Source organism: Pseudomonas sp. NFACC24-1 (assembly GCF_900115235.1).
In the GTDB taxonomy this organism is placed as follows: domain Bacteria; phylum Pseudomonadota; class Gammaproteobacteria; order Pseudomonadales; family Pseudomonadaceae; genus Aquipseudomonas; species Aquipseudomonas fluorescens_AA.
Window position 1 is genome coordinate 25,478 of the sequence record NZ_FOVS01000046.1, and the last position, 13,804, is coordinate 39,281.

General features: G+C 60.4%; 14 protein-coding genes and 1 pseudogene. 11 read left to right on the forward strand and 4 right to left on the reverse strand.

Features of this window, described 5'->3' with window-relative positions:
• Window positions 1-90 precede the first annotated feature (90 nt).
• The 5 genes from BM317_RS27565 to BM317_RS27590 all read left to right on the forward strand — a co-directional run bounded on the left by BM317_RS27565 (window position 91) and on the right by BM317_RS27590 (window position 4,196).
• Window positions 91-840 (forward strand): TPM domain-containing protein, encoded by a 750-nt coding sequence (locus tag BM317_RS27565; RefSeq protein WP_092476972.1) that lies wholly within the window; start codon window positions 91-93, stop codon window positions 838-840.
• Between the two features lie 28 nt (window positions 841-868).
• Complete coding sequence (locus BM317_RS27570) at window positions 869-1,486, forward strand: TPM domain-containing protein (RefSeq protein ID WP_092172623.1); 618 nt, start codon at window positions 869-871, stop codon at window positions 1,484-1,486.
• Between the two features lie 255 nt (window positions 1,487-1,741).
• Entirely contained in the window at window positions 1,742-2,959 is a 1,218-nt protein-coding gene (locus tag BM317_RS27575; RefSeq protein ID WP_092476974.1) for a class I SAM-dependent methyltransferase, read from the forward strand.
• A gap of 238 nt (window positions 2,960-3,197) precedes the next feature.
• Window positions 3,198-3,779 carry a DJ-1/PfpI family protein gene (locus tag BM317_RS27585; protein WP_092476978.1) on the forward strand — a complete coding sequence of 194 codons (582 nt, stop codon included), beginning with the start codon at window positions 3,198-3,200 and terminating at the stop codon, window positions 3,777-3,779.
• Between the two features lie 72 nt (window positions 3,780-3,851).
• Complete coding sequence (locus BM317_RS27590) at window positions 3,852-4,196, forward strand: YegP family protein (protein WP_092172614.1); 345 nt, start codon at window positions 3,852-3,854, stop codon at window positions 4,194-4,196.
• Between the two features lie 213 nt (window positions 4,197-4,409).
• On the opposite strand, the gene BM317_RS27595 is transcribed toward BM317_RS27590, so the two are convergent.
• Window positions 4,410-5,429 (reverse strand): DUF4917 family protein, encoded by a 1,020-nt coding sequence (locus BM317_RS27595; RefSeq protein WP_092476980.1) that lies wholly within the window; start codon window positions 5,427-5,429, stop codon window positions 4,410-4,412.
• Window positions 5,430-5,569: 140 nt separating this feature from the next.
• On the opposite strand from BM317_RS27595, the gene yiaY reads away from it, so the two are divergent.
• Window positions 5,570-6,718: an L-threonine dehydrogenase gene (gene yiaY / locus BM317_RS27600; RefSeq protein ID WP_092476982.1), complete on the forward strand. Its 1,149-nt coding sequence runs from the start codon at window positions 5,570-5,572 to the stop codon at window positions 6,716-6,718.
• On the opposite strand, the gene BM317_RS27605 is transcribed toward yiaY, so the two are convergent.
• Window positions 6,715-7,878 (reverse strand): MFS transporter, encoded by a 1,164-nt coding sequence (locus BM317_RS27605; protein ID WP_092172605.1) that lies wholly within the window; start codon window positions 7,876-7,878, stop codon window positions 6,715-6,717. The genes yiaY and BM317_RS27605 overlap by 4 nt on opposite strands.
• A gap of 13 nt (window positions 7,879-7,891) precedes the next feature.
• A complete protein-coding gene (locus BM317_RS27610) occupies window positions 7,892-9,127 on the reverse strand; it encodes an aminotransferase class I/II-fold pyridoxal phosphate-dependent enzyme (protein WP_092476984.1) in 1,236 nt (411 codons plus the stop codon).
• Window positions 9,128-9,384: 257 nt separating this feature from the next.
• Here BM317_RS27610 and fos point away from each other — a divergent pair, with 257 nt between their 5' ends.
• The 3 genes from fos (at window position 9,385) to BM317_RS27625 (ending at window position 12,158) form a co-directional block, all read left to right on the forward strand.
• Window positions 9,385-9,801: a fosfomycin resistance glutathione transferase gene (fos, locus tag BM317_RS27615; RefSeq protein ID WP_092172600.1), complete on the forward strand. Its 417-nt coding sequence runs from the start codon at window positions 9,385-9,387 to the stop codon at window positions 9,799-9,801.
• A gap of 175 nt (window positions 9,802-9,976) precedes the next feature.
• Window positions 9,977-11,326, forward strand: coding sequence for a sensor domain-containing protein (locus tag BM317_RS27620; protein ID WP_092476985.1), 1,350 nt, complete (start codon window positions 9,977-9,979; stop codon window positions 11,324-11,326).
• 328 nt (window positions 11,327-11,654) lie between these two features.
• Window positions 11,655-12,158: a DUF4142 domain-containing protein gene (locus tag BM317_RS27625; RefSeq protein ID WP_092172594.1), complete on the forward strand. Its 504-nt coding sequence runs from the start codon at window positions 11,655-11,657 to the stop codon at window positions 12,156-12,158.
• A 96-nt stretch (window positions 12,159-12,254) separates the two neighbouring features.
• On the opposite strand, the gene BM317_RS27630 is transcribed toward BM317_RS27625, so the two are convergent.
• Entirely contained in the window at window positions 12,255-12,659 is a 405-nt protein-coding gene (locus tag BM317_RS27630) for a low affinity iron permease family protein (RefSeq protein WP_060738790.1), read from the reverse strand.
• 176 nt (window positions 12,660-12,835) lie between these two features.
• Between BM317_RS27630 and BM317_RS30785 the strand changes: the two genes are divergently transcribed.
• Together BM317_RS30785 and BM317_RS30545 are read left to right on the forward strand one after the other, a co-directional pair.
• Window positions 12,836-12,982 (forward strand): hypothetical protein, encoded by a 147-nt coding sequence (locus BM317_RS30785; protein WP_170842355.1) that lies wholly within the window; start codon window positions 12,836-12,838, stop codon window positions 12,980-12,982.
• 508 nt (window positions 12,983-13,490) lie between these two features.
• Window positions 13,491-13,804: pseudogene (locus tag BM317_RS30545) on the forward strand (calcium-binding protein); the annotation flags it as partial.

Sequence of the window (13,804 nt, forward strand, 5' to 3'; positions counted from 1 at the left end):
GCTTGCTCGCGATGGCGGCGGCACATTCAGCATTGCTGCAAGCTGACCCACCGCTATCGCGAGCAAGCTCGCTCCCACACAGGAGTTGCGATGCAAGTGTTGAAAATTGGCCTGGTGCTGTTGTTCTGGGTCTTTGCGTTCACGGCCCAGGCCGAGCTGAAGTTTCCGGCACTGACCGGACGCGTGGTGGACACCGCCCAGATGCTTGACCCTTCGGTGCGCGCGCAACTGGAGACGCAGCTCAAGGCCCATGAGCAGGCGACCGGCGAACAGGTGGTGGTCGTGACCCTGGCCGACCTGCAGGGCAGCAGCATCGAAGATTTCGGCTATCAGCTGGGGCGCCACTGGGGCATCGGGCAGAAGGATAAAAACAACGGCGCGCTGCTGATCGTCGCCCGGGATGACCGTAAACTGCGCATCGAAGTGGGCTACGGCCTGGAAGATCGCCTGACCGACGCCCAGAGTTCGGTGATCATCAACCAGGTGATCACCCCGGCTTTCAAGACCGGCAACTTCAACAAAGGCATCAGCGACGGCGTCGCGGCGATGCTGGTGGTACTGGGCGGCAGCCCGCTGGACGAGCCGGCGCCGGCGTACAGTGCGGACGGGCAGCAGGAGCAGGGCGATTTTGTCGAGCGCCATCCCGGGCTGTTCATCTTCCTGGTGATACTGTTTATTTTGACGATATTGGTCTGCCAGATGCTCGGTATCCTGCCGACCGGAGGTGGTGGTTCCAGCCGTTCGGGCGGATCCGGTGGAGGCTTCGGCGGCGGGGGCGGCGGGGGCTTCAGTGGTGGCGGTGGCAGTTTCGGGGGCGGCGGTTCGTCGGGCGGCTGGTGACAATAATAATGAGCAGGCACTTTTAACCATGGCATTACTGACTGAACACGAACAACGCAAGGTCGCCGAGGCCATCGCCCGGGTCGAGCGGCATACCGACGCCGAACTGGTCACGGTGCTGGCCGCCCGCGCCGACGACTACGCTTACATCCCGCTGCTATGGGCGAGCCTGCTGGCGCTGGTGGTGCCCGGCGTGGTCCATTACCTCACCGGCTGGTTGGCCCTGCACAGCCTGTTGCTGGTGCAGTGGGTCAGTTTCATCGTGTTGTGCCTGGTGTTCCGCATTCCAAGGATCACCACTCACCTGATCCCCCGTTCCGTGCGTCACTGGCGGGCCTCCAACCTGGCACGTCGGCAATTTCTCGAGCAAAACCTGCACCACACCGTGGGCAGCACGGGCGTGCTGATCTTTGTCTGCGAGGCCGAGCGGTATGTGGAAATCCTTGTCGATGAAGGCATTTCCAGACACCTGGACAACACATGCTGGGACGCCATCGTCGCAACGTTCACCCAGCAGGTCCGCCAGGGGCAGACGCTGGAAGGCTTCGTGACTTGCATCGCGGCCTGTGGCGAATTGCTCAAGGAGCATGTGCCGGTGACTCATGAGCGCAATGAGCTGCCGAATCGGTTGGTGGTGCTGGGCTGAGATAAATTTCTGCCGGACACCGTTGTAGCGAGGGAAATTTATCTGTGGCGAGGGGATTTATCCCCGTTGGGCCGTAGGCCCCCTAAAAAAGCCGACAATCGGTATATGCAGGGATACCTTATTGCCTGGTTTGGGTCTGCTGCTCAGACCAGCGGGGATAAATCCCCTCGCCACATGAATTTCCCCGTGCCCTTGCACTTCATCCCCCCTAAAATACCGGCATTCCCGATCCGCCCGCCCCGAGGCCGCTTGTCCATGTCCGCCACCGCAACTCCAGCCCGTCCCGCGCCGGATCATCACGCCCAGTTCATCGACCTGCTGCACACCAGCCTTGAACAAAACGCTTTCATCAAACTGGTGCTGGCCAAGTACGTTGGGGATGAGGCGGACCTCCAGCGGCTGATCATCAAGCAGCTGACGGTCAAGGACCAGCCGTGCCTGTCTTTCGTCTACCGCTACAAGACTCGCGACATCACCAAGAATTTCCCCCTGGCCGAAGGCGTGGACACCATCGCCACGTTGTTGCCAGCGTCGTTCAAGAACGCGCATTTGCTGGCGGTCACTGACGAAGCGCAGTTGGAGTACAACAAAAAGGGCAAAAGCTCGCTGTTCAAGAGCAAGCCCCAGCAGCTGCGGGAAGTGCCGTCTGCCGAGCACAATCGCGAGAAAAGCCGCTTCCTCGATCTGAGTCGGCCATTTTTGGCCGACCTGGGCGTGACCAACCACAAGCACGAGCTGATTCCGGCGATGTCGCGCAAGTGGAAGCAGATCAACAAGTTCATCGAGGTCTTCAGCCACGCGCTGACGTCTTCGCCACTGGCCCTGGACAAACCGGTGCGGGTCTCGGATTTCGGTTCGGGCAAGGGCTACCTGACCTTCGCCATCCACGATTACCTGCGCAACACCTTGCAGGCCGAAGGCGTGGTGACCGGTGTCGAGCTGCGCGAAGACATGGTCAAGCTGTGCAACGAAGCCGCCGCGCGGCTGGAGCACCCGGGCCTGAGTTTCCAGCACGGTGACGTGCGCAGCGTGGCGCCGAGCGCGGTGGATGTGATGATTGCCTTGCATGCCTGCGATATCGCCACCGACTACGCGATCCACATGGGCATTCGCTCGGGTGCCTCGATCATCATGTGCTCGCCGTGCTGCCACAAGCAGATCCGCCTGCAGATCCAGAGCCCGGCCTTGCTCAAGCCGATGCTGCAATACGGCCTGCACCTGGGCCAACAGGCGGAAATGGTCACCGACAGCTTGCGGGCGTTGTTCCTGGAAGCCTGCGGCTACGAGACCAAGGTCTTCGAGTTCATCTCCCTGGACCACACCAACAAGAACAAAATGATCCTGGCGGTCAAGCGCGCCGAACCTGTGGATCCCACCGAGCTGCTGGCAAAAATCGAAGCACTCAAGGCCTTCTACCACATCACCGAGCATTGCCTGGAAACGCTGCTGCGGGCGGATGGTTATCTCGCCTGAGTTCCACTGTTAGCACCCCCCCCTGTGGGAGCGGGCTTGCTCGCGAAGGCGGCTGCACATTCAACATCAGTGCAAGCCGATCCACCGCTTTCGCGAGCAAGCCCGCTCCCACAGGATGATATCCAGCATCCCCCGGTATGCATCCCGTCAGGTAATGACGGGTTATCGCTCATCCGCCGCCTTACCGGACTACCTTTAATGCGTTCACCTCTCACGCATTTCCAAAGGAGCCCAACCCATGGCCGCGAAGAAAATCCTGATGCTGGTCGGCGATTACGTCGAAGATTATGAAGTCATGGTGCCATTCCAGGCTTTGCAGATGATCGGTCATACCGTACACGCCGTGTGCCCGGGCAAAAAGACCGGGCAGACGGTGCGCACGGCGATCCACGATTTCGAAGGCGACCAGACCTACAGCGAAAAGCCGGGGCACTTGTTTGCCCTCAATCACGATTTTGCCAGTGTCCAGGCCGTTGACTATGACGCCCTGCTGGTGCCGGGTGGGCGCGCGCCGGAATACTTGCGCCTGGACGAAACGGTCCTGCAACTGGTGCGTGATTTCGATCTGGCGGGCAAGCCGATTGCCGCGGTGTGCCACGGTGCGCAATTGCTGGCCGCGGCGGGCATCCTTGAAGGGCGCGAATGCAGCGCCTACCCGGCGTGTGCTCCGGAAGTACGCCTGGCGGGCGGGACCTATATCGACATTCCGGTGACCGAAGGCCATGTCCAGGGCAACCTGGTGACCGCACCGGCCTGGCCTGCGCACCCGAACTGGCTGGCGGGGTTCCTGACCCTGCTGGGCACGGCCATCACTTTGTAGTAACGCACTGGCAAGGTAGGCGCAGCGGGTCTTTACTCCCGGGGCATGCCCTTCATTGCCTGGAGAACAATCATGTCCGGATGGTACGAAATCAGTAAAAGCAGCAGTGGCCAGTTTCGGTTTGTACTCAAGGCGGCCAACGCCGAAACGATTTTGACCAGCGAGCTGTACACCACCCGCAGTGGCGTCGACGGTGGCATTGCTGCGGTGCAGAAAAACAGCCCGTTGGCCGAGCGCTATGAACTCAAGAACACCAAGGACGGCCATCCGTACTTCAACCTCAAGGCTGGCAACCATGAAGTGATTGGCAGCAGTGAGGCGTATTCATCGGACGCTGCCCGGGACAAAGGCATCGCCAGCGTCAAGGCCAACGGACCGACGACGGTCATCAAGGACAAGACCGTGGCTGCGCTCTGACGGCAAACCGACAGATGCAGTAGCGAGGTCTTTGTGGCGAGGGGATTCATCCCCGTTGGGTGCGCAGCGCCCCCAAAGGCGAAAGCCCCGGTCTACCTGACATACCGAGTTGTCATGTATGAGGGCTGCTGCGCACCCCAACGGGGATAAATCCCCTCGCCACAAGTCCACCCTGTTTCCGATCCAAATAGTCATGCCCAATGCTGACTTACCCTAGACCTCCACCGGCACCGACAGCTCCGGATCGCCCAGCGGATGGCTCTTGGCATCGAAGAAGCGCAATTGCACCTCCAGCCCCTGGAAGACCTTGGCGTAATGTCGTTTCTGGTGCTGGATGAACGCCTGGCTGCGCGGGTAGATCGAAATCGCCACGGTTTTCGGTGCGGCCAGGCGCAGGGCGTGGACAATGTGCCGGTCCTGCTCGCCCAAGGCATGGCCGAACAGGCACAGATTGTCGCCATGGTGCAGCAACTGGTCGTAGCAGAACGACAGGTAATCGCTGCTGCGGATGGTCTTGAGCTTGTCGGCGCTGGAGCCTTCATTGACGAACAGCGGCACGTCGTCGAGGGTCTTGATCGTGTTGTTGATGGCGAAACTGCCCAGCAAGGTGCCTTCGGTGGACGTGAGCTTGCGCGCCGTGCCGTCCTGGTTGCGCACCAGGTGCAGGCCGCCGTGCAGGTACAGCAGGCGCGGTTTGTCCGTGACCACCTGGCTCAGGTCGAAACTGTGGTCATCGCCGCAGAACAGGTCGCTGATGGTCTCGACCCCATGCTGGATCGCCCAGTAGTTGAGCAGGTCGTAGTTGGTGGTGAACACCGTGCGGTAGCGGCTCAGCTCCTGGTTGAGCGTTGTCAGGGTCGACGGTTGCACCAGCCGCCACGGGATGTGCACCGCGTGCACGGTGTTGATCAGCGCTTCCTTGATCGCGTAATAGCGGTTACGCGGGGCGGCGGAACTGACGGCCAGGGCCTTGTTGACCCGACTGGTGGTTTTCAGCGCCCCGAGCACCTGTTCGAAACTGCGGGTCTGCATCGCGTCGAATACGCTCAGTTCCGACGGGCTCAAGGGTTTTTCCTCGACGGTGCGGGCGTTTTCGAACAGCGAGTCATAGCCGAAATCGTCCCACACCGCGCGGCTGGCCCCATTGCCCACCAGCAGGCCGCTGAAGGCGGTATCGGCGCGCACGGCCTCCCAGTCTTCGAGCCGGGTGTCGTATTCCTGGAAATCGGTCATCGCAAGGATCATCTCAAAACGTGGCAAAGGCAGGCCGCGACTTTATCACGCCCCAGTCTTGAGCCAGATCAAGATGCGTCGTGACTACTGGGTCATTCTGTAGGTCCTGCCGATCCGGCCTCTACCAGGAGTGTGACCCCATGAGCAGTACTTTTTTCATTCCCGCCGTGAACATCATGGGGCTGGGTTGCCTGGATGAAGCGATGACCGCCATCCGCAACTACGGCTTTCGCAAGGCGCTGATCGTCACCGACGTGGGGCTGGCGAAGGCCGGCGTCGCCAGCAAGGTGGCCGAACTGCTGGCGCTGCAGGACATCGATTCGGTGATTTTCGACGGTGCCAAGCCCAACCCGAGCATCGCCAATGTCGAGCTCGGCCTGGGTTTGTTGATGGAGAGCCGATGCGATTTCGTGGTGTCCCTGGGCGGCGGTTCCCCCCATGACTGCGCCAAGGGCATTGCGTTGTGTGCCACCAACGGCGGGCAGATCAGTGACTATGAAGGCGTCGATCGTTCGAGCAAGCCGCAATTGCCGCTGATCGCCATCAACACCACGGCCGGCACCGCCAGCGAAATGACCCGCTTTTGCATCATCACCGACGAGACACGCCACGTGAAAATGGCGATTGTCGATCGCAATGTGACCCCGCTGATGTCGGTGAACGACCCGGCGCTGATGGTGGCGATGCCCAAGGGCCTGACGGCCGCCACCGGCATGGATGCGCTGACCCATGCGATCGAGGCTTATGTGTCCACCGCCGCCAATCCGATTACCGATGCCTGTGCCCTGAAGGCCATAACCCTGATCAGTAGCAACCTGCGCCTGGCCGTGCGCGACGGCAACGATCTGGTGGCGCGGGAAAACATGGCCTACGCGCAGTTTCTTGCGGGAATGGCGTTCAACAATGCGTCGTTGGGTTTCGTGCACGCCATGGCCCATCAACTGGGTGGTTTTTACGACTTGCCTCACGGCGTGTGCAACGCGGTGTTGTTGCCCCATGTACAGAGCTTCAACGCCTCGGTGTGCGCCGCTCGCCTGAGCGATGTGGCCCATGCCATGGGCGCCGATACACGTGGCTTCAGCCCGGAAGAGGGGGCCCGGGAAGCTATTGCGATGATCCGCAGCCTGGCCCATGACGTGGACATTCCGGCCGGTTTGCGTGACTTGGGCGTGCGCCTCAACGATGTACCGTTGCTGGCCGCCAACGCCTTGAAAGACGCGTGTGGCCTGACCAACCCACGGGCGGCGGACCAGCGGCAGATCGAAGAAATTTTCCGCAGCGCGTTCTAAGCGACCCGGGGCGGCACGAACCTCACACAGAGCATCGCCGCCGCCCCCAGCAGCGCGCACAACGCCGCCAACGGCCAGGCCTGTTGGCTCAACAACAGGCTGGCCATGGCGCCGATCACCGAGGCCATCAGTTGATGCAGGAACCCGCTCAACGCCATGGCATAAGCGCCGGCCACCGGTGAGCCTTCGTTGGCCAGGGACAGGCTGATGGGGTAGATCAACGATTGACCAAACACCGCGAAGCAATACGGCAGCCAGAAGAGCAGCGCGATGCTGCTCAGGGTGAGGCTGCCTGCCAGCATGGTCATGCTGCCGCCCAGCACCAGCACGATGCCCCAGCCCATCATTCGCCGTTGACCGGTGCGCAGCACAAACGCGTTCACCGCCAGCGCCCCGAGCAGATACGCGGCACTGATCGGCCAGCCCAGCAGGCCGTACTCGATGGCCGACCAGTGGAAGCTTTCCTGCAGGATCAGCGGCGCGGCGGTATTGAAGGCGACGATTACGCCGTAACCCAGCCCACCGGCCAAGGCCGGCAGCAGGAACGCGCGTTGCCGGAATATCTGCCCGTAGATCCCCCATGCCGATTGCCCATTGCTGGCGTGCACCAACGTCGGGAACCTGGCCCGGGACACCGCCGCTGCCATGGCCAGGCTGACGGCGCCCAAACCCTGGAAAATCGCCTCCCAGCCGAAAGCGGCCTGGATCAGCGAGCCCAGGTACTGGCCGATACCGAGGGCAATCACAAAGGCGATCGATATCCAGGACAGGGCCTTGGCCAGCAGGTCGCCGCTGAAACTGTCGCGAATCAAGACCCGCGCCATCACCGAAATACCGCTGGCACCGATGCCCTGAATCAACCTGAGCGCCAGGAACGCCTCCACGGTTGTGCCCAGCGGCAGGGCCAGGTTGCCCAGGCCGTACAGCCCCAGTGCCGCCAGCAAGACCGGCTTGCGCCCCAGGCGCTGGCTCAGGCTGCCCCACAGCAACATGGGCAGGGCCATGCCGATCAGGTACACCGACAGGCCCCAGGAAACCAGGGACGCATCGGCCCCCAGGTCCCGGGCGATGGCGGGCAGGGCCGGCAAGTAGATGCTCATGCCCAGTTGTGCCAGGAAAACGGTGGTGCAGGTAAGGATCAGGGTTGTACGGTTTTTCATCGAGCGTCTTGTCTCAAGGGCGGAGGTCACGCCCGTGGGTCAGCAGCAGTTCGGTGATCGTTTCACAAAACGAGCGAATCACGTCCGGCTCCATGTCGGCGCGCAGGGTAATGCGAATGGCAGCCTTGCCTTGGGGCACCACGGGAAAAAATACCGCCGAGGTGAAATACCCCCGTTCGGCCAGTTCGACCGCCAGGCTGTTGGCCAGGGCCGCTTCACCGCAAGGCACCATACGGATCGCCATGGGTGTGCCGCGCTGTCCGGTCCGCACGAGGCTGTCGAAGAGGCGGATATTAGCCTGCAAACGCTCCTGCAAGGCACTGAATTCGCGGCTGCGGTGCAGGCGGATCGACGCCATGCCGGCACCGATGGCCGCGGCGTTCAGGCTCTGGGACCAATTGCTCGGCCCACCGTAGCGCTGCACCAGCGCCTTGTACCGTTCACAGCCAAACATGACCAGCCCGCCACTGGCGCCGAATGACTTGGCCAGGGAGGCAACGATCAGGGTGCGCTCGTCCACCGCCGGGATGCGCGAACGGACCAGGCCGGCGCCGGATTCCCCGACGGCAGACAGGGCGTGGGAGTCGTCCAGGTAAAGAAACAAGCCATAGCGCTGCTTGAGATACATCAGGCTGTCCAGGTCCGCCATCCCGCCCATGCTGTAGGCACCGTCGGCCACATACGCCACGTCGCGCTGGCGTTTGCACACGTCTTCGATGAAATCCATGTCATTGTGCGGGCAGGTGATGACCTGGGTTTCGTCGGCACAGGCAGCCTTGCTGTGGTTCATCGAATAATGGGCCTGTTTGTCGAACACCATGAAGGGCGCGCGATGGTGGGTGAATGCGCCGCTGGCCAGCAACGGCAGGATTCCGGCGCTTGCCGCACTGCAGGACAGGGCACTGAGGCAACTGGCGCCGAACAGCTCCGACAATTGGCTTTCGTACTGGTCCAGGATCGCCAGCTTGCAGCGATTCCTTGAGTTGGCGACCCGCAGGGTCCCGGCTTCCCACAGGGCGGTCATGGCGCCGTCCAGCAACGCGGGGTGATAGTCCAGGCCCAGGTAGGACGTGGTACAGAAGTGATGAAAGGTCCGGCCGTATTGGTCGACCAGCACATTGGGGGTCTTGACCTCGACATTCAGCCCTGAGATTTTTCCGGCCTCGGTGCCTTGCCAATCCTGGTCTGCGAGGGAAATGAGCTTGCGGTAGTTGGTGAAGTAATGAGGTGGTTGAGCAGTCTGGTCCATGGCGCGATTACATTCCTTGGTTGATGGAGCTGTCCGTGGTGTGTTGCGATAGTGGTGTGTTTCCAGACTTTACAGATTGTTGGGCAGGGCTTTGAATCGGCTGTTTCCGGCGTGTTTGAGTGTCACTGGAGAGTTCAACGTAGGACTTTGCCTAGGACCCTGGCCGGGGAATCCATCGGCACTGTCGGAGCTTGGGGACACCACGGATTTGCCCCAAGCCCGCTGGGTTATCACTCTTTTCTGAAGGTTGCTTGCTGATGTTCTCAGGCCTCAATCATCTGACCCTTGCCGTCACCGACCTGGATCGCAGTGTGGTTTTTTATGGCGAGCTCTTGCAGCTGCGTCTTGAGGCCAGGTGGAACAGCGGGGCGTATTTGTCGCTGCCGGGTTTGTGGTTATGCCTGTCTCTCGACCCATTGCGCAGGCCCGAGCCGACCGCGGACTACACCCATTACGCATTCAGCATCAGCGCCGAGCATTTTCCCGTGCTGGTGGCGCGGCTGCACGCGGCCCAGGTGTCGTCGTGGCGAGACAACCGCAGCGAGGGTGATTCGTTCTACTTTCTCGACCCGGACGGGTACAAGCTGGAAGCCCATGTGGGCGACCTGGCGTCGCGGCTGAAGGCCTGTCGGCAGGCTCCGTATGCCGGCATGGTGTTTTTTGCGGAGCCGTAATGGGCTGTGTCGAGTTGAGTGGCAGCGCCTGCCAAGCGTTTCATCCCCTTAAGTCTGATCGCCTGCGCTATCCTCATCGGTATTGGACGCGTCGGTCTCGCTGGTTGTACAGCGTCACGAACCGACCATCGCCCGCTTCGCTCACCGTTGCATTATCCGGATGACTTCCAGCCCCATGGACACTTCAAGTTCCGCGCCGCTGGCCAGCTACATCGACCTTCTGCTGGACGCCGTGTGTGCCGTCGACGGTCAAGGGCGTTTCGTGTTTGTCAGTGCCGCCTGTGAGCGTATTTTCGGCTACACCCCGCAGGAGCTGATCGGCCAGCCGATGATCGATCTGGTGCATCCTGCCGACCGCCAGCGGACCCTCGAGGCGGCGCGGGAGATCATGGAGGGTGAGCCCAAGCTCAATTTCGAGAATCGCTACCTGCGCAAGGATGGGCGGGTGGTACACATCCTGTGGTCGGCACGCTGGTCGCCGTTGGACCAACTGCGCATTGCCGTGGCCCGGGACATCACTGAACGCAAGCAGGCCGAGTCCCGGCAGGCGGCGTTGTATGCGATTTCCGAGGCGGCCCATGCCGCGGCTGACTTGCTGGCGCTGTTCAAGCGCGTCCACCTGATTATCGGTGAGTGGCTGCCGGCGCTGAATTTCTCGGTGGCGCTGTATGACGAACAATGTTCGCAGCTGAACTTCCCCTATCACGTCGATGATCGGGAAGGGCAGCCTGAGTTGCCGGGCACGGTCACCGGGCGTTTGTGCGCCGAAGTGATTCGCAGCGGCCAGCCGATCCTGCTGACGCCCGGTGGCAGCTCTTTGCCAGAGGGGTTCGACGACCTGGTGGCGCAGCCGGACGCGCCGTGTTGGCTGGGCGTGCCGCTGAATTCGCAGAACGGCACGATTGGCGCATTGATCGTCAAGAGTGCGCCGGACAACGAGCGCTACACCGAACAGGACAAGGAACTCCTGCAATACGTCTGCGCACAGATCACCATTGCCATCGAGCGCAAGCAGTTGCACGCCCGGTTGCAGCACATGGCTCAGTACGATCAGTTGACCCAGGTGCCTAACCGCGAATTGCTCCGTGAACGTTTCAAGTGCGCACTGGCGAGCGCCCGCGCGGCATCCGGGCGCATGGCTTTGCTGTATATCGACCTGGACCGCTTCAAACAGGTCAACGACACCTATGGCCACGGAGTGGGCGACATGCTGCTACAGGCGGTGGCCAATCGTATCAAGGGCTGTATCCGCGACACCGACACCGTGGCGCGCATCGGCGGAGACGAGTTCGTGGTCCTGCTGCACAGCATCCAGGCCTTGGAGGATGCCCGCAGCGTGCAGGAAAAAATCCACCACGCACTGGTCCAGCCGCTGCGCCTGGACGGGCACTGCCTGAGCATCGAGCCGAGCATCGGCGTGGCCTGTTTCCCCGACCATGGCACTGAAGATGTCGCGCTGTTCCGTCACGCCGACGAGGCGATGTACGCCGCCAAACGCCACAATCACCGGGCGTTTGGTATTTGATAGCACGTCACCGTTCGTCGTGGCGCCAGCACCTTTCTCAAACCTTCAGCGCGTATCCCATTCCAATACAAGACGGGGCCTGCGTGCCTGGCATTCACGAATACGGAGGCCTGAACCATGCCTGGTTCAAGCAATGTTTATCCGACAAACATTGCTCATGATCGAACGAAGGTGTCCGAAGCAGGTCGCAAAGGTGGGAGAACCACCATCACGATCGTCGATAGAAGCCCGTCGAAAGCCGGATCGGACGTCTCGTTGAATATTCATGGCTGGTTCTGATTCAACGGTGGATAACCCACCAGAACTTTTATCAGAGGAGGGCGTGACCATGAGCCGTATGGCCAGCTTTTTTCGCACCACCAGTCTCGTCGTGCTGATGGGCCTGGGTGCCAACAGTGCCTGGGCCCAATCGCCTGCCGAATTCATCGATGATGCTTCCGCCAAGGGCATGGCCGACATCGAGACAAGTCGCATGGCCCACGGAAAAGCCGAATCCAGGGAGGTCAAGGACTACACCATTATGGTGATCAACGACCGTACCACCGCCAATCAGCATCTGGCGAAGATTGCCAAGAAGCTCGACTTGCCTGTCGCCCCCCGGGAGGAAGTGGCCGACAAGGCCAAGGCGTTGATGCCACAGGTCAATGAAGGCGAGTCGTTCGAAGCGGCGTATGCCGCCAGCCAGGTCAAGGCTACCGAAGAGGCCATCGCGCAAATCCAGCAGCAGGCCCAGACCACCGAAGTACCAGAGATCAAGGCCTTCGCTGACGAAACCCTGCCCAAGTTGCAGACCCATCTCGAAATGGCCAGGGCGCTGCAGGCCAGCCGTTGACCTGCCGCATCTGTTTTTACATTCAGGACCGGGGCGCCAGCGTCCCGGTTGATTTTGCCCGCCGAAAAAAGGCCTGACAGCACTCGTGCATAGGCATCAGCACTGGTTCAGGTCGATCTTGTTTTTTTGTTCCAAGCCGTCAAGGCTCTTGGCCTCGTCTTTGCCCATGTCCTGGTAGTGCTTTCTCAGCGCTTCCAGTTGCTTGAGGTCCAGCGACTCGAGGCCGAGCATTGCGTTCTGTGCATCCTTGGTCGCCCGCAATAATTCGTCGACCTTGAGATGCAGGATGTCCGTGTCGCGGTTCTGCGTATTCTGGATCAGGAACACCATGAGGAAGGTGATGATGGTGGTCGAGGTGTTGATGATCAATTGCCAGGTGTCGTTGAAACCGAAGAAAGGTCCGCTGGCTGCCCACAGTGCCAACAACACGATGGCCCCCAGGAATGTCTTGGGGCTCCCCGCCCAGAGGGCCAGTTTTTGAGCGATTTTTGCGAACGCCATTGCCGTGTTTCCTTATTGGATGCACCTGTCTGGTGTGACAGCAACGAGGCGGTGAAAATTCTACTTACATTTCAGTCGCCAGCATCCGTCGACGTTCATCGTCCGGCACGACGACAGTCGCAACCATTGCCGCTCTCGCAGGTCACTGCTCAAAGCCCTCGGCATCGGAGTACAACATGAATATCGCCCGCACTTTTTGCCTTGCCTGCTGCTTGTTCGCCCTGCAAGGCTGTTTCGACAACTCGGATAACGAGACCAAGGACAACACCGACGGCACCAAGTCTTCGGTGCAGATGCAGGAGTCCGGGGCGGAGAAAAAATAGCCGTCTGGCTGAGTCCTGTGGGAGCGAGCTTGCTCGCGATGGCGTCAGATCAGCAGCATCCATGTTGGCTGACAGGGCGCTATCGCGAGCAAGCTCGCTCCCACATACGTTCACCGCCCTTAGGACGTCAGCAGCACGCTATCCCTAGGTACCGGACACTCTTGTGTAACGAGATATTGTCGTGCTATCACTCAACGCAAGGACGCTCAGTGCCCAGTTAACTTCCCAATAGGGAGAAGGACCTTGGATGGAGCTCAGCATGGAAGGGCTGCGCCAGCACGCAATTAATCGTAAAAAAATCAACAGATCCCGTTCTTTCAGATCGGGCGGTTGTGCCGTGCCTGATATTTAATAAATGACACCTTAATCGCCTATTTTTCTAGACGAAATCTCCGCTCAAGCTTCACTGGCCACAGCCGAAAAGCACCGCAGAGATTCTTGCTTCAGTTTTGTCAACAAACACCGATTTACGAGACCTCCTCTACCATCCTTAAGCAGGGAAGAAAAAATGGCCGTTATCAATGGAACAGCTGGCGCAGATGCACTAATTGGCACCGCAGTGGATGATGAAATCAACGCTCTGGGCGGCAACGACGTCATCAAGGGTACTGCTGGCGCAGACAAAATTGATGGCGGTGCTGGTATAGATACTGTTGATTATTCGGCATCGACTGAAGGTATCAGTATAGATTTGCGCCAGGGAACTGGACTTGTTGGACGGGGTGGCGATGCAGAGGGGGATACGCTCATTGGTATCGAAACCGTCATAGGTTCTGCCTTCAACGATGTGCTCTCCTCTGGCCCGTACACCGTAATCCCAAC

Excerpts from the sequence above, each read along its gene's own strand:
- BM317_RS27565 (WP_092476972.1), top strand. The coding sequence starts at position 91 with ATGCAAGTGTTGAAAATTGGCCTGGTGCTGTTGTTCTGGGTCTTTGCG.
- BM317_RS27570 (WP_092172623.1), top strand. The coding sequence starts at position 869 with ATGGCATTACTGACTGAACACGAACAACGCAAGGTCGCCGAGGCCATC.
- BM317_RS27575 (WP_092476974.1), top strand. The coding sequence starts at position 1,742 with ATGTCCGCCACCGCAACTCCAGCCCGTCCCGCGCCGGATCATCACGCC.
- BM317_RS27585 (WP_092476978.1), top strand. The coding sequence starts at position 3,198 with ATGGCCGCGAAGAAAATCCTGATGCTGGTCGGCGATTACGTCGAAGAT.
- BM317_RS27590 (WP_092172614.1), top strand. The coding sequence starts at position 3,852 with ATGTCCGGATGGTACGAAATCAGTAAAAGCAGCAGTGGCCAGTTTCGG.
- BM317_RS27595 (WP_092476980.1), bottom strand. The coding sequence starts at position 5,429 with ATGACCGATTTCCAGGAATACGACACCCGGCTCGAAGACTGGGAGGCC.
- yiaY (WP_092476982.1), top strand. The coding sequence starts at position 5,570 with ATGAGCAGTACTTTTTTCATTCCCGCCGTGAACATCATGGGGCTGGGT.
- BM317_RS27605 (WP_092172605.1), bottom strand. The coding sequence starts at position 7,878 with ATGAAAAACCGTACAACCCTGATCCTTACCTGCACCACCGTTTTCCTG.
- BM317_RS27610 (WP_092476984.1), bottom strand. The coding sequence starts at position 9,127 with ATGGACCAGACTGCTCAACCACCTCATTACTTCACCAACTACCGCAAG.
- fos (WP_092172600.1), top strand. The coding sequence starts at position 9,385 with ATGTTCTCAGGCCTCAATCATCTGACCCTTGCCGTCACCGACCTGGAT.
- BM317_RS27620 (WP_092476985.1), top strand. The coding sequence starts at position 9,977 with ATGGACACTTCAAGTTCCGCGCCGCTGGCCAGCTACATCGACCTTCTG.
- BM317_RS27625 (WP_092172594.1), top strand. The coding sequence starts at position 11,655 with ATGAGCCGTATGGCCAGCTTTTTTCGCACCACCAGTCTCGTCGTGCTG.
- BM317_RS27630 (WP_060738790.1), bottom strand. The coding sequence starts at position 12,659 with ATGGCGTTCGCAAAAATCGCTCAAAAACTGGCCCTCTGGGCGGGGAGC.
- BM317_RS30785 (WP_170842355.1), top strand. The coding sequence starts at position 12,836 with ATGAATATCGCCCGCACTTTTTGCCTTGCCTGCTGCTTGTTCGCCCTG.